Consider the following 15,754-nt stretch of genomic DNA (forward strand, 5'->3'; position numbering starts at 1 on the left):
CCATGGCATCCGCCCCCTCGCGTGTCCGGGCTCAGTAGTGGACCGACACCTCGGTACCGCGGTACGCCCAGTCGTAGAGCTCCTTCGCGGCGGAGATGGTCATGTTGATGCAACCGTGGCTCATCGGCGTGCCGAAGTTGTTGTGCCAGTACGTGCCGTGGAAGCCCTCGTCACCGTTGAAGTACGAAACCCAGGGGACGTCCTTCGTGCAGTAGTCGTAGCCGGGGACGCAGCCCATGTCCTGCATCGACGTCTTCCAGCCGATGCGGAACTCGCCGGTGTGGGTGGCGTGCTCGCCCGCGCCCGACGAGATCGACCAGGAGCGATAGACCTGCCCGTTCTGCCAGAGCGTCGTGGTCTGGGTGCTGAGGTTGACATCGATCCAGCGCTCGGTCTTCGTCGTCTCGAACGGCGTCTCGCTCACCGTCAGGGCGAATCGTCCGTTGCCCTCGGCGAGCTGGGAGGCGAAGGCCGCGGCGATCCCCGTGGTGTCGCCGAGTGCGCGTCCGGTCTGGCCCTCGGTGTTCGTGTGGATGACCTCGCCACCCTTGTCCACGATCACGTCCGCGTTCACCGCGCCGCGGTCGACAGCCGCGGGGAGGCCCGCGACGGCCTGCTGGATCGCTGCTTCGTCGGCGGAGATCGCGAAGTCACCCGTGCCGTCGGGCGTGATCGTGAGCCACGAGGCGGCGGTGGCCCGGTCGACCGGGACAGTGCGCTCGTCGCCGACGTAGAAGCCGGCGTTGTCGAGGATGCCGTTCAGCTGCGCGACGGCCGCGTCGGCCTCTTCGGTGGTGACCGGGGCCTCGACCGGGACGACGCCCGCCTGCGCGGTGGTGTTGACCGTGCCGGCGTCGAAGGCGCTCTGGAGGGCGGCGGTGACCGCGGCCGGGTCGATGCCCTCACCGGGCTGCGCGGGAGTTGCGACGTACGACTGCGAACCGGCGTCATACGCGACGGTCGCGTCGACGGGAGCCTTGTAGGTGTCGGGGGCGAGGTCGCGGAGTGCTGCGGCAGCCTTGGCGGGGTCGACGTTGATCGCGACACCCGTGCCCTCGGGGAACCACGACGAGGGCTTCCACATCGGGTTCTCGGAGAACGCCTTGTCGGCGATGGCCTGAGCGTCGACCGTGGCACCGAGCTCGGCACCGGTCACGGTGACCGAGCCCGCCGGGCTCTCGACCGCGATGCTCGTGTTCGCCAGCCGGTCGGAGATCGCCTGGGCCGCGGCTCCCGCCGTGAGGCCGCCGATCTGCACGCCGGCGACGGAGGCTCCGGGGGCGATGAGGACGAACGATGCCGCCAGCAGCGCGACGGCCGTCGCGCCCGCCGGGATGCCGATCCACAGGCCCGATCGGTTCTTGCGCTTCTTCGGCTCGGGCGGTGCCCACGCGTACGTCGCGCCGTCGGTGCTGTTCGCGCCGTCGGTCATAAGTCAAACCCCCCGATAGTCAGTCTTCTCATGCTAAAGGCGAGTGTTGCGTGTGCGCCGTGAGCTTTATCACGGTCTTATCACGTCGAGGACGATGCCGCCCGGGGCTCGCGGCCGCGTCCATCGAACGGGCGTCAGGCGGCGAAGACCTTGCCCGGATTCAGGATGCCGAGGGGATCGAACACGCGAGCGATCTCGCGCTGCAGCTGCCACTGATCGTCCCCGAGCTCGTCGGCGAGCCAGCGGCGCTTGAGCACGCCGATCCCGTGCTCTCCGGTGAGCGTGCCACCGAGTTCCAGCGCCGCGCGGAACACCTCCTCGGCCGCCTCCCACACGATCGGCGGCACGTCGGGACCCTCGAAGACGAAGTTCGGGTGCAGGTTGCCGTCGCCGGAGTGCGCGACGGTCGGGATGACGAGGCCGTACTTCCGCTCGATCCGCGCGATCTCGTCGAACATCGCGGGCAGGGCGCTGCGCGGCACCGAGACGTCCTCGATGAGGGTGGTGCCGAGCGACTCCATGGCGGCATGCATCGACCGGCGCACGGCGAGAAGCTCCTCGCCCTCGGCATCGTCGGCGGCGACGGACACCGTCCCCCCGGCCGCGGTCAGGACCGCGGCGATCGTGCGCGCCTCGGCAGCGGCGACCGGACCGTCGGTCTGGATGGTGAGCTGAGCTGCGCCCGGCGGCGGTTCGGGGAGTGACAGCAGGCGGTGCACGGCCGCGAGGCACCTGGCATCCATCAGCTCCATGATCGCGGGCTGGACTCCGGATGCCGTGACCGCGGCGGAGGCGACGGCGGCGGCGCGCACCCCGTCGAACAGGGCGGTGAGGGTGACGCGCTCGCCCTCGACGAGACGCCGGAGCTTGAGAGTAGCGCCCACCACCACGCCGAGAGTGCCCTCGGAGCCGATCACGAGAGAGGTGAGGTCGAGACCCGTGACGCCCTTCACACTGCGATGACCGAGATGCATCAGCCGACCGTCGGCGAGCACGAGATCGACGCCGAGGACCGCGTCACGCACGACGCCGTACTTCGCGCAGAGCAGGCCGCCGGCACCCGTGGCGATGTTGCCACCGACCGTCGAGATCGCGCGGCTCGCGGGGTCGGGAGCCCACCACACGCCGTGCGGCTCGAGAAGGGCGTTGAGCTCGGCGTTGACGATGCCCGGCTCGACCACCGCGAGGAGGTCGTCGGGGCGCACCTCGAGAAGCCGGTCCATGCCGCGTAGCGAGAGGGCGATCTCACCGCCCCCCGTGTTCGCTCCGCCCGCGAGACCCGTCCCGGCACCGCGCGGCACCACGGGAGTCCGCGTCGCGGTCGCGATGCGCATGACCGCCTGCACGTCGGAGACGGATGCCGCGTGCACGACGGCGAGGGGCGTGCCGTCGGAGGCGTGGCCCGACTTGTCGGCGCGGACGGCGGCCAGAGCGTCGGGAGAGGTGTCGACGCGGTCGCCGAGCTCGGCGCGGAGAAGCGCCAGCGTCGCGTCCGCCGCACCGTGCGCGGGAGTCGCCACCGCGCCATCGGCGCTCACGCCAGGCGCCGCCGGCCGTTCAGGGCACCGAGGACCACGGCGACGATCGCGAAGCCGAGGCCGATCCACGCCTGGCCCATGCTCCACCACGCGACGGTGGCGGCGGCGTAGACGAAGAGCTCGACGAGTGCGCGGATAAAGGGGTGCACCGCGAGCACCGCGCGCGGCGACACGAACAGGGCCCAGATCAGGATCGCGAGGAGGGGGGCACCGATCCCCGCGACGATGTTCCACGGCAGCGGCCACGCGGTGAAGCCCCAGATCGCGAGGGTCACGAATGCGAAGATCCCGCAGAGCACGCTGCCGATCTCGATCGCGGTCGGACGCGGGCGCATGCCGGGAGCGAGCGGTGCCTGCGCGCGGACGTTGGGGGAGTCGGTCACCCCGCCATTTTACGCGGGCCGGTCGGCGCACCCTCCCGACTCTTTCGCCATCGAGCCGACAGCGATCCTGTGCAGGAACAGTGGATGCCGGAACACGAGGGATGCGGACACCTTTACCCGCTAAAGTGGCACCGTCGCGACTGGCGTTGAGGTGGGACACCACCGGGGAGCGACCGCTTGACGGTATTCGACCGCACGCCTGGGTCGATGCGGTATCTCCGCGGACTCGCCGAGTCCGCGGCATCCGGAACCATCGTCAAGGAGATCGCATGACCGATCCGTACTTCAACGCCCCCCTCTCCGAGGTCGACCCCGAGATCGCCGAGGTGCTCGAGCGCGAGCTGAACCGTCAGCGCGGATTCCTCGAGATGATCGCGTCGGAGAACTTCGTTCCCGTCTCGGTTCTGCAGTCGCAGGGCTCGGTACTGACCAACAAGTACGCCGAGGGCTACCCGGGTCGCCGCTACTACGGCGGTTGTGAAGAGGTCGACGTCGCCGAGTCGCTCGCGATCGAGCGGGCGAAGCAGCTGTTCGGCGCCGAGTTCGCGAACGTGCAGCCCCACTCGGGTGCCTCCGCCAACGCGGCCGTGCTGCACGCGATCGCCCGCCCCGGCGACACGCTCCTCGGCCTCGCCCTGGACCAGGGCGGTCACCTGACGCACGGCATGAAGATCAACTTCTCGGGCCGTCTCTACGACATCGTCGCCTACGGCGTCGACCCCGAGACCAGCGTCATCGACATGGACGAGGTGCGCCGCCTCGCCGTCGAGCACAAGCCGAAGGTCATCATCGCCGGTTGGTCGGCGTACCCCCGTCAGCTCGACTTCGCGGCCTTCCGCGCGATCGCCGACGAGGTGGGCGCCCTCCTGTGGGTCGACATGGCGCACTTCGCCGGTCTCGTCGCCGCGGGCGTGCACCCGAGCCCCATCCCGCACGCGCACGTCGTCTCGACCACCGTGCACAAGACGATCGGCGGCCCCCGTTCGGGCCTCATCCTCACCAACGACGAGGCGCTGGCGAAGAAGATCAACACCGCGGTGTTCCCCGGGCAGCAGGGCGGTCCGCTCATGCACGTGATCGCCGCCAAGGCGACGGCGTTCAAGCTCGCGATGACGCCCGAATTCAAGGAGCGTCAGGAGCGCACCCTCCGCGGTGCGGCGATCCTCGCCGACCGTCTCACCCAGGACGACGTCAAGAACGCCGGCATCGCCGTGCGCTCGGGCGGCACCGACGTGCACCTCGTGCTCGTCGACCTCCGCGAGGCCGAGATCGACGGCAAGCAGGCCGAAGACCTGCTGCATGACATCCACATCACGGTCAACCGCAACGCCGTCCCCAACGACCCGCGCCCGCCGATGGTGACCTCGGGTCTGCGCATCGGCACTCCGGCGCTCGCGACGCGCGGCTTCGGTGACGCGGAGTTCACCGAGGTGGCCGACATCATCGCGCTCGCGCTGATCCCCGGCGCCGACGTCGAGGCCCTGCGCGCGCGCGTGGCGACGCTGACCGAGGCGTTCCCGCTGTACCCCGACCTGCAGCAGTGAGCCCTGCCGGGGCGGGACCGTCAACGCGGCGGCCCCGTCCCGGCATCCACTCCTCCGCGGACGCGGATCGTGCGGTCCGCCGCACCGCCCCGGCCCCGGCGGCCGCACGCATAAACGCGATCCGCGCACAGAAACACGGGGAGAGCGCGTTTACGTGGGTGGATGGCGTTTATGCGTCACGGAGCGTTTATGCGTGAGCACACCCCGCACGACCCATCGACACCCAGGAAGAGGGATGCCATGACGGCGACGATTCTCGACGGTAAGGCCGCGTCGGCGGCGATCAAGGCGGAGCTCACCGAGCGTGTCGCCACCCTGCGCCAGAAGGGGATCATCCCGGGTATCGCGACGGTGCTCGTGGGCGCCGACCCGGCCTCGCAGCTGTACGTCGGCATGAAGCACAAGCAGTCCGAGGCGATCGGGATGAACTCCATCCAGGTCGAACTGCCCGCCGAGGCCACTCAGGAGGAGGTCGAGGCCGTCATCGACCGTCTCAACGCCGATCCCGCCTGCCATGGCTACATCGTGCAGCTGCCGCTGCCGAAGCACATCGACACCGACGCGATCCTCGAGCGCATCGATCCGGCGAAGGATGCCGACGGCCTGCACCCCACGAACCTCGGGCGCCTCGTGCTCAACGTCAACGCGCCGATCCTCACGCCCCTGCCGTGCACCCCGCGCGGTGTGATCGAGCTGCTGCTGCGCAACGACTACGACCTGAAGGGCAAGGAGGTCGTGGTCGTCGGCCGCGGCGTCACGATCGGGCGTTCGATCGGCCTGCTGCTGACGCGTCGCGAGATCAACGCCACCGTGACGCTGACCCACACGGGCACGGCCGACCTCGCGAAGCACCTGCGTGAGGCGGATGTCATCGTGGCCGCCGCGGGCGTCAAGCACATCGTGCGCGCCGAAGACGTCAAGCCCGGCGCCGCGGTGCTCGACGTGGGCGTGACGCGCGAGACCGACCCCGAGACCGGGAAGTCCCGCGTCTACGGCGACGTGCACCCTGACGTGGCTGAGGTCGCGGGCTTCGTGTCGCCCAACCCGGGCGGCGTCGGACCCATGACGGTCGCCCTGCTGATGACGAACGTCGTCGAGGCCGCGGAGCGCGCCGCCGCGGTCTGACGGTGAACGGGATGCGACCGCCGAGCGAACGGACGGAGCCTCGCGTGCAAGGGCTGGGCAGGATCCCTCTCCCCGTGGGATCGTATGTGCATGACTGAGTCCGTGCTGAACGACCTCCTCCGCCGCGTCACCGAGAGCGGCCTGCTCGACGACGCCCAGATCGACGAAGACAGCGTGATCGGTGTCGGACACCTGGATGCCGCCGGCGTCGAGGTGGAGGTCGACCTCGACCCCGAGATCGACGACGAGGACGAGCCCGACCTCGACGGCATCCTGTCCAACCTGAAGGACATCCTCTCGGTGACCGAGGACCGTTGGAGCGCGATCGTCGACGAGATCGCCACCGAGATCGAGGAGGCGGTGGACGACGACGAGCTGAGCGCGGACATCGACCTGCGCACTGACCTCGAGGCGATCGGCGTGGGCATCTTCGCCGACGCGATCATCGTCGTGTTCGCGGGGGAGACGGCATTCCCCGACGCGCTCGTGCACGTGCAGCTCACGCCCGAGCTCGAGGTCGAGGACATCGAGATCATCGGTGACGACGACGACGAGGACGACGACGAAGACTGACGCGCGATGAAGGGGGCCGGACGGATCGTCCGGCCCCCTTCATCGTTTCCGCGGAACGCGAATCAGGCCGCGGCGCCGCCCAGCGAGCTCTCCATCGCCGTGATGCGGGCGTGCTCGTCGAAGCGGAACGTCATCGACCCCGTGGCATCCTGCACGGTGGCCGCCGAGAAGGCGCCATCGGCCCACTCCAGGGTCCAGCCGGCCAGGCGTGCGAGGTCCCACACCGAGCTGCGCGGGTCGGCGGGCGTCGTGGTCGACAGGATCCGCGGCATCCGAATCCCGGCGTGCGCGACGGTCAGAGGCGGCAGCGGGGCGTCGAGGAGCAGGACCGCGCGCGTGCCCGCGTCTCCGACCGGTGCGGAATAGTACGGTGATCGGCCAGTCACCTCGACCGCGACTCCGGCGATGACGTGCGAGGCCTCGGCGATCCAGTCGGCGTCTCCGGCCGCGTCGGCGGGAAACGGGGCCTCGGGGGAGGACAGCTCGGCGATGCCGTGCTCCTGCCCGTACGCGCGCAGGCGAGCGGCCGGGTTCTGGTCGCCGCCGCCGTTCGGGTGCGCCCATCCCCAGAGCACCGAGCGGGGTCCCGGCGCGATCGAGGCGACGAGGTGCGCGCGGGCGACGAGCGTGCGGTTCGGGTCGTCGAGAGCGCTGAAGGTCAGGGTGCCCGCCGCGAGGTCGGTGTCCCAGCGGTGGGGACCGAGGGCGTCGGCGGCGGTGCCGAGGTCGTCTTGCCGCAGCGCGGTGAAGAACGCGGCTCGGTCGGCGAGGGGTTGAAGCGCGGGGAACGTGGTCATGTGCTCACCCTAGAGACGGACCCTTGGTGCGAGGTCTCAATAGCTTGCGCGTTCGCCGCTCCCCGGCGCGGCGAACCGCTGCGCGAGGGCCTCGGAGGCGCGCGCCAGCAGGGCGACGTCCGCCCCGACCGCGACGAAGTCGGCTCCGGCGTCGAGGTAGGCCTCCGCCACCGCGGGGTCGAACGCATTCACGCCGACCGGGGTCCCGGCATCCCGGCACGCGGCGAAGACGGCGTGGACGGCCGCGACGACGTCAGGGTGCGACTGCCGGCCGAGAAGACCCATGGATGCCGAGAGGTCGGAGGGGCCGACGAAGACGGCATCCACTCCCTCGACAGCGGCGATCTCGGCCGCGGCGGCGACTCCGGCGGTGGTCTCGATCTGCACGGTGAGTGAGACGTGCTCGGTCGCACCCGTGAGGTACCCGTCGACACGGTTCCAGCGGGCGCTCCGGGCCAGGGCGCTGCCGACCCCGCGGATGCCCGCGGGCGGGTACCGCGTCGCCGCGACCGCTGCGCGCGCTTCGTCGGCCGACGACACCATCGGCACGATGAGGTTCTGCGCGCCGAGGTCGAGCACCTGCTTGATCACGACCGGGTCGTTCCACGGCACGCGGACGACCGGGGTCACCGGGTAGGCCGCGGTCACCTGGAGGAGCACGAGCACCGTCTCGAGCGAGGTCGCGGAGTGCTCCATGTCGAGCAGCAGCCAGTCCAGCCCCGATCCCGCGGCGATCTCGGCGGCGACGGGACTGCCCGAGCACACCCACATCCCCGCCAGGGGACGATCGGATGCCGCGAGAGCCGCGCGGAAGGTCGGGTTCAGACGAAGCGGCACGAGATCGTTCCCATCGGTCCGTAGTCGCAGAGCACGTCGTCGCCCCGCGACACCCACATCGGGCGTGTGAACGATCCTGCCAGGATGATCTCGCCCGCCTCCAGGCGCGCGCCGTGCTGGGAGAACTTGTTGGCGAGCCACGCGACGCCGGTCGCGGGGTGGCCGAGCACGCCCGCGGCGACGCCGGTCTCCTCGATCTCGCCGTTTCGGCTCAGGACGCCGGGCACCCAGCGCAGGTCGATCTCGTCGGGGCGCCTGTGGACGTCGCCGAGCACCATCGCGCCGTAGGCGGCGTTGTCGCTGATCGTGTCGACGATCGTGCGTCCCTCGAGCTCGATGTGGGAGTTGAGCACCTCGAGGGCGGGGACGGCGTAGTCGATCGCGGCGAGGGCATCGTCGAGCGTGCAGTCGGGCCCCTCGAGCGGCGTCTTCAGCACGAACGCGAGCTCGACCTCGATACGGACGTTCGAGAAGTGCTCGACGGGGATCTCGTCGCCCGACCGATAGACGGTGTCGTCGAACATCACGCCGTAGTCGGGCTCGGTGATGCCCGTCGCCTGCTGCATGGCCTTGGAGGTCAAGCCGATCTTGCGCCCGACGAGCGTGCGACCCGCGGCGAGCTGCGTGTCGCGCCAGCGGCCCTGGATCCGGTACGAGTCGTCGACCGTGGCATCCGGGAATCTCGCCGTGATCCGCGGGATCACCGAATGCGTCCGGTCGGCTTCGGCGAGTTCGGCCGCGATGGCGTCGATCTGTTCGTCGGTGAGCATGGGTTCCTCTCCAAATGACTACCCTCGTCCCACTTCTGGCGGTGCATGTCCCGATCGTGGTCGGTCGAGCGGGGCTCAAGTAGCCATAAGTGGGACATCGTCTGTGGGGGCGCGCGAGGTCGGTGGGGTCAGAGCTGGTTGCCGAGTTTGAACTCGGAACCGGATGCCTCGTCCTCGGGCGGGCGGGTGTAGCTGAAGCCGTCGGCGCCGATCGTCACGGCCATCTCGCTCGAGTCCGTGCGCGCGCGCACCGGTTGCGGGTTGCCGTCGAGGTCGAGCACGAGCGAGCCGTCGGTGTACCAGGACGGGACGACGGGGTTGCCCCACCAGTCGCGGCGCTGGTTGTCGTGCACGTCCCACGTGATGACGGGGTTGTCGGGGTCGCCGGTGTAGTAGTCCTGCGTGTACACCTCGACGCGGTGGCCGTCGGGGTCGCGCAGGTACAGGTAGAACGCGTTCGAGACGCCGTGGCGGCCGGGGCCGCGTTCGATGGCATCCGACCGACGGAGGGCGCCGAGCTTGTCGCAGATGGCGAGGATGTTGTGCTTCTCGTGGGTGGCGAAGCAGACGTGGTGCATACGCGGGCCGTCGCCGCCGGTCATGGCGGTGTCGTGCACGGTCGGCTTGCGGCGCATCCAGGCGGCGTAGACGGTGCCCTCCTCGTCCTGGATGTCCTCGGTCACCCGGAAGCCGAGCGCCTGCATGAAGTTGACCGCGCGGGGCACGTCGGGCGTGATCTGGTTGAAGTGGTCCAGGCGGACGAGCTCGCCGGGGGAGTGCAGGTCGTACCGCCACGACAGGCGCTCCTGGTGCTCGGTGTCGAAGAAGAACTCGTACGGGAAGCCGAGCGGGTCGACCACGCGCACCGAGTCGCCGATGCCCTTCGTGAAGCCGCCGGGCTCGCGGCGGACATCGCAGCCGAGCTCGGTGTAGAACGCGACCGCTTTGTCGAGGTCCTCGGACGAGCGCACGCGGTACGAGAACGCGGCGACCGCGGCCACCGGGCCTTTGCGCAGCACGAGGTTGTGGTGGATGAACTCCTCGGTGGAGCGGAGGTAGATCGCCTCGTCGTCCTCCTCGGTGACATGCAGTCCGAGGATGTCGACGTAGAAGACGCGGGATGCCGCGAGGTCGGTGACGATCAGCTCCATGTAGGCGCAGCGCAGGATGTCGGGCGCGGGCGCTTCGGGTGTCGGGATCGGGTTGTCGGAGTGGATCGGGGCTTCCTGGGTCACCCAGAATCCGGACGAGGTCTTCTGCTCCTCGGTGTGCTTCGCCATGGTTCGCGTCCTTGCGTGTGGTCGGGTGGGTCGGGCGGCGGCGGCTCAGTGCGCCTGCGCCTTGCCGAACGTGGGGTTGTGGGCGGGGCCGAGCGTGATGTGCACGGCCTGCTGGTCGGTGTAGAAGTCGATCGAGCGGTATCCGCCCTCGTGACCCAGGCCCGAGGCCTTCACCCCGCCGAACGGGGTGCGGAGGTCGCGGACGTTGTTGGAGTTCAGCCACACCATGCCCGCCTCGACGTTCTGCGCGAAGTTGTGCGCGCGCTTGAGGTCGCTGGTCCAGACGTAGGCGGCGAGCCCGTACTTCGTGTTGTTCGCCAGCGCGAGCGCCTCTTCGTCGGTGTCGAAGGGCGTGATCGCGACGACCGGCCCGAAGATCTCCTCCTGGAAGATGCGCGCGTCGGGGGAGACGTCGGCGAACACCGTGGGGCGCACGAAGTTGCCCTCGGGGAACTCCTCGGGCCGGCCGCCGCCGGCGACCAGACGTCCCTCGGTCTTGCCGAGCTCGACGTACGACATGACCTTCGCGTAGTGCTCGGGGTGCACGAGCGCGCCGACCTCGGTCGCGGGGTCGTCCGGGTAGCCGACTCTGACGCGATCGGCCTGCGCGGCGTAGCGCTCGACGAACTCGTCGTACACGTCACGCTGCACGAGGATGCGGCTGCCCGCGGTGCAGCGCTCGCCGTTGAGCGAGAACACCCCGAAGATGGTCGCGTCGATCGCGGCGTCGAGGTCGGCATCCGCGAAGACGATCGCCGGGCTCTTGCCGCCCAGCTCCATCGACAGGCCCTTCAGGAAAGGCGCCGAGTTCGCGAAGATCAGCGACCCGGTGCTGCTCTCGCCGGTGAACGAGATGAGCGGCACCTCGGGGTGCTTCACGAGCGCGTCACCGGCGTCTTCGCCGAGGCCGTTGACGAGGTTGAACACGCCCTCGGGGAGACCTGCCTCCTCGAAGATCCCGGCCCACAGGGATGCCGAGAGAGGGGTGAACTCGGCCGGCTTGAGCACCACGGTGTTGCCGGTCGCGAGCGCGGGGCCGAGCTTCCACGACTCGAGCATGAAGGGCGTGTTCCACGGCGTGATGAGGCCGGCGACACCGATCGGCTTGCGGTTTACGTAGTTGAGCTGGCGTCCCGGCACCTTGAAGGCGTCGTCGGTCTGGGCGACGATCAGGTCGGCGAAGAAGCGGAAGTTCTCCGCCGCCCGTCGTGCCTGACCGAGCGCCTGCGTGATCGGGAGCCCGGAGTCGAACGACTCGAGCTCGGCGAGACGCTCGTCGCGCGACTCCACGATGTCGGCGATGCGGTGCAGCACGCGCGAGCGCTCGCGGGGGAGCATGCGGGGCCACGGCCCCTCGGTGAAGGCCTTGCGGGCGGCGGCGACGGCGAGGTCGATGTCGGCCTTCTTGCCGGCGGCGGCGCGCAGATACGTCTGGTTCGTCACCGGGTCGAGCACGTCGAACGTGTCACCGTCGACCGAGTCGACGAACCGGCCGCCGATGTAGTGCTGGATGCGCTCGGGCAGATCGGCCGGGACGCGGCGGGTGGTGGTGAGCGGGGTGGTCATGCGGGCTCCTTCGGTGAAGAGGGGTGGATGCCGGGGACCTCGCGATCCGCGACGTCGGCGTCGTGGGGGCGTGGGGCGTCGGCATCCGGGATCATCAGAAAGCGGGCAGGCCGAGCGCCTCGTCGGGGTGCTCGTGGATCATGTAGGCGTCGAGGGTCGCGGAGCGGTGGCGGCGCGAGGCCTTCTCGATCTCGGCGAGCGGGGCGCCGGTCTCGATGAGGACGAGGATGTTCTCGTGCTCGCGCACCGACTCGGCCGCGCGACCGGGCACGAAGCTGAACGTCGAGTCGCGCAGGTGCCCGAGGCGGGCCCACTCGGCCTGCACGAGCTCGAGCATGCGCGGGTTCGCGCACCTCTCGAAGAGGATCGCGTGGAACTCCTGGTTCAGCGCGGTGAAGGCGCGGGGGTCGAAGTGCTCGAGCGTCTCGACCATCAGCTCGTTCACCTGGCGGGCCCGGCGCACGTCGTCGGTCGTGAGCGCACGTGCCGACAGGGCGGTCGCCGCCCCCTCGAGGATGCTGAGCGACTGCATGCTGAAGCGGTAGGCGGTGTCGTCGACCATCGACACGCGCGCGCCCACGTTGCGCTCGAACATCACGAGGCCCTCGGCTTCGAGCTGGCGGATCGCCTCACGCACCGGGACCACGCTCATGTCCAGCTCGCCGGCGATCGTGCCGAGCACCAGGCGGTAGCCGGGGGTGAACTCCTGTGAGGCGATGCGGTCCTTGATCCAGTGGTAGGCCTGCTGCGATTTGCTGCGGCTGGGGGCCGGTGTGGCGGGGGCCTGCGTCGCGCGGCGGTCGGGCGCGGCACCGGGGGTCGTGGCATCCATCAGTTCTGCCTCTCGCTCTCGTAGCGCGCGCGCCACTCCGCGTTCATGGGGAAGAGCCCCTCGACCGGGTGACCGGATGCCACCTGGCGGGCGATCCACGCATCCTCCTCTTCCTGCGCGAGGGCGGCGTCGACCACTTCTTCGGCCAGGGCGGGAGGGAGGACGATCACGCCGTCGCCGTCGCCGACGAGGATGTCGCCGGGCTCGACGGTGGTACCGCCGCAGCCGATCGCGACGTCGGTCTCCCACGGCACGTGCCTCCGGCCGAGGACGGCGGGGTGCGGGCCGGCGGTGAACACCGGGATGCCGACCGCGGCGACGGCCTCTGCGTCGCGGACGCCGCCGTCGGTCACGATCGCCGCGGCTCCGCGCGCGTGCGCGCGAATCGCGAGGATGTCGCCGAGCGTTCCCGAGCCGGTCTCGCCGCGGGCCTCGATCACGAGGACCTCGCCCTCTTCGACGGCGTCGAACGCACGCTTCTGCGCGTTCTGGCCGCCGCCGTGGCTGGCGAAGAGGTCTTCGCGGTGGGGGAGGAAGCGGAGCGTGCGGGCGGTGCCGACGAACCGGCTGCCCGGGGTGAGGGCGTGGACGCCGTCGATCGTGACGTCGTTCAGGCCGCGCTTGCGCAGCTGTCCGCTGAGGGCGGCGACGGGGACGCGGCCCAGCTTCTCGCGGAGGGCGGGGGTGAGCGCGGGAGCGGGCGGGGTCAGCCCCGCGGCCGCAGCCGAGCCCCACGCCTCGGTGCGCTGGGTGTCGTCGACCCCGGGCAGTGAGCCGATCGCGGCGTCGAAGGATCGCGAGCCCTCGACCACCGTGGTGCGGAGCCGGCCGGTCGAGTGGATGCCGGCATCCACCTGCACCTCGACGACGTCGCCGGGCACGACCACCGAGGATCCCGCGGGGGTGCCGGTGAGGATCACGTCGCCGGTCTCGAGGGTGAAGTGCTGCGAGAGGTCGGCGACGATCTGGGCGAGCGAGAAGATGAGGCCGGCCGTGGTGTCGTCCTGCACGATCTCGCCGTTCACCCACGTGCGCAGGCGCAGGGCCGCGGGGTCGACGTTGCGCGCGTCGATGAGGTCCGGGCCGAGGGGCGTGTAGCCGTCGCCGCCCTTGGAGCGGACGTTCGATCCCTTGTCGTTCGCACGCAGGTCGTACAGACCGAAGTCGTTCGCGGCGGTGACGGATGCCACGTGCGACCACGCGGCATCCGGAGTCACCCACCGCGCGGGCTCGCCGATGACGAGCGCGATCTCCCCCTCGAAGGCGAGGAGCTCGGTACCCGCGGGGCGAACGATCTCGGCGCCCGAGGGAGCGAGCGAGCTGGACGGCTTGAAGAAGTACGAGGGCGTGGCCGGGCGACGGCCGCGCTGATCGGCGCGGGAGGCGTAGGAGAGGTGGACGGCCACGATCTTGCCGGGGCGCGCGCCAAGGGCGGTGAACCGGGGGTCGGTGTCGGTCATGGGTGCTCCCTTGCGTCGTATCTGAAATCGTATACGATGTTGCCCACCCCAGCAACACACGCCTCGTCGCCGACGACGACGTCCGGGGTCTGACGATGACGTCTCGAAGGAGTCCCATGTCCCGCTCACAGTCGCCGGGTTTCACCCCCACCGGCACCATCTCCACGTCCACGGACCGCCGCCGGGTGGTCTTCGCAACGGTCGTCGGCACCACCGTCGAGTGGTACGACTTCTTCCTCTACGCCTCGGCCGCGGGCCTCGTCTTCGGCCAGTTGTTCTTCGCGCCCGCCGGTCCCGGCATCGCGCAGATCCTTTCGTTCCTGACCGTCGGACTGAGCTTCCTCTTCCGCCCGCTCGGGGCGTTCCTCGCCGGTCACCTCGGCGACAAGTACGGGCGTCGCGTCGTGCTGATGCTGACGCTCATCCTGATGGGCGCCTCGACCACGCTCATCGGCGTGCTGCCCACATACGACGCGATCGGTGTCGTGGCGCCGATCCTGCTGATCCTCCTGCGCGTGCTGCAGGGCATCTCGGCCGGAGGTGAATGGGGAGGTGCGGTCCTCATGGCCGTCGAACACGCGCCCAAGACCAAGCGCAGCCTCTTCGGCGCCTCCCCGCAGCTCGGCGTGCCCCTCGGCCTGCTGCTCGCGAGCGGCATGCTCGCCCTCATGGCGCTCATCGCCCCCGGCGACGCGTTCCTCGCGTGGGGCTGGCGCGTGCCGTTCCTGCTGTCGTTCGTGCTGATCCTCGTCGGCTACTACGTGCGGCGGAAGGTCGAGGAGAGCCCCGTGTTCGTCGAGATCGCCGAACGCAAGGAGCAGACCCGGATGCCGATCGTGCAGTTGTTCCGCAAGCACGCGCTGCTCGTGATCATCGCCGCGTTCGTGTTCGCCGGCAACAACGCCGTCGGCTACATGACCACCGGCGGCTACATCCAGCGCTACGCGACCAACCCCGACGGCCCCCTCGGGCTCGCGACCGCCGACGTGCTCGGCGCCGTGACCCTCTCGGCGGTGTCGTGGTTCGTCTTCACGCTGCTCGGCGGGTGGCTCGGCGACAAGATCGGGCGCCGCAACACGTACATCATCGGCTGGCTCTCGCTGCTCGTCGCCATCGTGGCTCTGTTCCCGCTGGTGAACACCGGGAGCGTCGCACTCCTCGCCCTCGGGCTCGTGCTCCTGACGGTGGGACTCGGCCTGACCTACGGTCCCCAGGCGGCGCTGTACGCCGAGCTGTTCCCGGCATCCATCCGCTTCTCGGGGGTCTCGATCTCGTACGCGATCGGTGCGATCTGCGGCGGCGCGTTCGCCCCGACCATCGCGACGGCGCTCGTGGATGCCACCGGCACCACCGTGTCGGTCACGGTGTACCTCGCGATCATGGCGGTGTTGGGCCTCATCGCGACCCTGCTGCTGCGCGACCGCAGTGGCATTCCCCTCGGCCCCGATCACGAGGCCGAGCAGGAGGTCAGCCCGGTGCGCGGATTGTCTCGGGTCTGACGTCGGGTTCGGCGGCCCCGTCGCGCTTCGGCGCGGCGGGGCCGTTCGGCGTTGGGTTGGTCTGCCTGAGGTGGTCGTGGCGGGGGTGTGGGGCTGTGTCTTATACCAATCTCCGAGC

14 protein-coding genes and 1 riboswitch are annotated in these 15,754 nt (G+C 70.1%); of the genes, 4 read left to right on the forward strand and 10 right to left on the reverse strand.

What is annotated here, in order from left to right; all coding sequences use genetic code 11:
* Positions 1–31: 31 nt before the first annotated feature.
* The 3 genes from NS283_RS17245 to NS283_RS17255 all read right to left on the reverse strand — a co-directional run bounded on the left by NS283_RS17245 (position 32) and on the right by NS283_RS17255 (position 3,353).
* Positions 32–1,432 (reverse strand): L,D-transpeptidase family protein, encoded by a 1,401-nt coding sequence (locus NS283_RS17245; protein ID WP_058598085.1) that lies wholly within the window; start codon positions 1,430–1,432, stop codon positions 32–34.
* Positions 1,433–1,566: 134 nt separating this feature from the next.
* Positions 1,567–2,970: an FAD-binding oxidoreductase gene (locus NS283_RS17250; protein WP_193752703.1), complete on the reverse strand. Its 1,404-nt coding sequence runs from the start codon at positions 2,968–2,970 to the stop codon at positions 1,567–1,569.
* Positions 2,967–3,353: a YrdB family protein gene (locus NS283_RS17255; RefSeq protein ID WP_081317485.1), complete on the reverse strand. Its 387-nt coding sequence runs from the start codon at positions 3,351–3,353 to the stop codon at positions 2,967–2,969. Before NS283_RS17255 ends, NS283_RS17250 begins: the two co-directional genes overlap by 4 nt.
* Before the next feature lie 126 nt (positions 3,354–3,479).
* Positions 3,480–3,565, forward strand: a riboswitch (ZMP/ZTP riboswitch).
* A 57-nt stretch (positions 3,566–3,622) separates the two neighbouring features.
* Here NS283_RS17255 and glyA point away from each other — a divergent pair.
* The 3 genes from glyA to NS283_RS17270 all read left to right on the forward strand — a co-directional run bounded on the left by glyA (position 3,623) and on the right by NS283_RS17270 (position 6,595).
* The gene (glyA, locus tag NS283_RS17260) at positions 3,623–4,897 is read left to right on the forward strand and encodes a serine hydroxymethyltransferase (RefSeq protein ID WP_058598086.1); all 1,275 of its coding nucleotides are present in this window, start codon (positions 3,623–3,625) and stop codon (positions 4,895–4,897) included.
* A gap of 240 nt (positions 4,898–5,137) precedes the next feature.
* Positions 5,138–6,022 carry a bifunctional methylenetetrahydrofolate dehydrogenase/methenyltetrahydrofolate cyclohydrolase gene (locus NS283_RS17265; RefSeq protein WP_058598087.1) on the forward strand — a complete coding sequence of 295 codons (885 nt, stop codon included), beginning with the start codon at positions 5,138–5,140 and terminating at the stop codon, positions 6,020–6,022.
* Positions 6,023–6,112: 90 nt separating this feature from the next.
* On the forward strand, positions 6,113–6,595 hold the full coding sequence (locus NS283_RS17270; RefSeq protein ID WP_058614208.1) for a hypothetical protein: 483 nt from the start codon (positions 6,113–6,115) through the stop codon (positions 6,593–6,595).
* Between the two features lie 62 nt (positions 6,596–6,657).
* On the opposite strand, the gene NS283_RS17275 is transcribed toward NS283_RS17270, so the two are convergent.
* The 7 genes from NS283_RS17275 to NS283_RS17305 all read right to left on the reverse strand — a co-directional run bounded on the left by NS283_RS17275 (position 6,658) and on the right by NS283_RS17305 (position 14,137).
* Positions 6,658–7,392 (reverse strand): DUF6882 domain-containing protein, encoded by a 735-nt coding sequence (locus tag NS283_RS17275; protein WP_058598089.1) that lies wholly within the window; start codon positions 7,390–7,392, stop codon positions 6,658–6,660.
* 36 nt (positions 7,393–7,428) lie between these two features.
* On the reverse strand, positions 7,429–8,229 hold the full coding sequence (locus NS283_RS17280; protein ID WP_058598090.1) for an aldolase/citrate lyase family protein: 801 nt from the start codon (positions 8,227–8,229) through the stop codon (positions 7,429–7,431).
* On the reverse strand, positions 8,214–8,999 hold the full coding sequence (locus tag NS283_RS17285) for a fumarylacetoacetate hydrolase family protein (protein ID WP_058598091.1): 786 nt from the start codon (positions 8,997–8,999) through the stop codon (positions 8,214–8,216). The genes NS283_RS17280 and NS283_RS17285 overlap by 16 nt, the downstream gene beginning before the upstream one ends.
* 128 nt (positions 9,000–9,127) lie before the next feature.
* Positions 9,128–10,279: a 3,4-dihydroxyphenylacetate 2,3-dioxygenase gene (hpaD, locus tag NS283_RS17290; RefSeq protein WP_058598092.1), complete on the reverse strand. Its 1,152-nt coding sequence runs from the start codon at positions 10,277–10,279 to the stop codon at positions 9,128–9,130.
* 45 nt (positions 10,280–10,324) lie between these two features.
* Entirely contained in the window at positions 10,325–11,845 is a 1,521-nt protein-coding gene (gene hpaE, locus NS283_RS17295; RefSeq protein ID WP_058598093.1) for a 5-carboxymethyl-2-hydroxymuconate semialdehyde dehydrogenase, read from the reverse strand.
* Between the two features lie 94 nt (positions 11,846–11,939).
* The gene (locus NS283_RS17300; protein WP_081317486.1) at positions 11,940–12,677 is read right to left on the reverse strand and encodes a GntR family transcriptional regulator; all 738 of its coding nucleotides are present in this window, start codon (positions 12,675–12,677) and stop codon (positions 11,940–11,942) included.
* Positions 12,677–14,137 carry a fumarylacetoacetate hydrolase family protein gene (locus NS283_RS17305; RefSeq protein ID WP_058598094.1) on the reverse strand — a complete coding sequence of 487 codons (1,461 nt, stop codon included), beginning with the start codon at positions 14,135–14,137 and terminating at the stop codon, positions 12,677–12,679. The genes NS283_RS17300 and NS283_RS17305 overlap by 1 nt, the downstream gene beginning before the upstream one ends.
* A gap of 116 nt (positions 14,138–14,253) precedes the next feature.
* Between NS283_RS17305 and NS283_RS17310 the strand changes: the two genes are divergently transcribed.
* A complete protein-coding gene (locus NS283_RS17310) occupies positions 14,254–15,636 on the forward strand; it encodes an MFS transporter (RefSeq protein ID WP_058598095.1) in 1,383 nt (460 codons plus the stop codon).
* Positions 15,637–15,754 lie beyond the last annotated feature (118 nt).

This window comes from Microbacterium testaceum (assembly GCF_001476285.1).
In the GTDB taxonomy this organism is placed as follows: domain Bacteria; phylum Actinomycetota; class Actinomycetes; order Actinomycetales; family Microbacteriaceae; genus Microbacterium; species Microbacterium testaceum_B.

What these genes read in the sequence shown, in the direction of transcription:
- NS283_RS17245 (WP_058598085.1), bottom strand. Translation starts at nt 1,432, where the DNA reads ATGACCGACGGCGCGAACAGCACCGACGGCGCGACGTACGCGTGGGCA.
- glyA (WP_058598086.1), top strand. Translation starts at nt 3,623, where the DNA reads ATGACCGATCCGTACTTCAACGCCCCCCTCTCCGAGGTCGACCCCGAG.
- NS283_RS17265 (WP_058598087.1), top strand. Translation starts at nt 5,138, where the DNA reads ATGACGGCGACGATTCTCGACGGTAAGGCCGCGTCGGCGGCGATCAAG.
- NS283_RS17270 (WP_058614208.1), top strand. Translation starts at nt 6,113, where the DNA reads ATGACTGAGTCCGTGCTGAACGACCTCCTCCGCCGCGTCACCGAGAGC.
- NS283_RS17275 (WP_058598089.1), bottom strand. Translation starts at nt 7,392, where the DNA reads ATGACCACGTTCCCCGCGCTTCAACCCCTCGCCGACCGAGCCGCGTTC.
- NS283_RS17285 (WP_058598091.1), bottom strand. Translation starts at nt 8,999, where the DNA reads ATGCTCACCGACGAACAGATCGACGCCATCGCGGCCGAACTCGCCGAA.
- hpaD (WP_058598092.1), bottom strand. Translation starts at nt 10,279, where the DNA reads ATGGCGAAGCACACCGAGGAGCAGAAGACCTCGTCCGGATTCTGGGTG.
- hpaE (WP_058598093.1), bottom strand. Translation starts at nt 11,845, where the DNA reads ATGACCACCCCGCTCACCACCACCCGCCGCGTCCCGGCCGATCTGCCC.
- NS283_RS17300 (WP_081317486.1), bottom strand. Translation starts at nt 12,677, where the DNA reads ATGGATGCCACGACCCCCGGTGCCGCGCCCGACCGCCGCGCGACGCAG.
- NS283_RS17305 (WP_058598094.1), bottom strand. Translation starts at nt 14,137, where the DNA reads ATGACCGACACCGACCCCCGGTTCACCGCCCTTGGCGCGCGCCCCGGC.
- NS283_RS17310 (WP_058598095.1), top strand. Translation starts at nt 14,254, where the DNA reads ATGTCCCGCTCACAGTCGCCGGGTTTCACCCCCACCGGCACCATCTCC.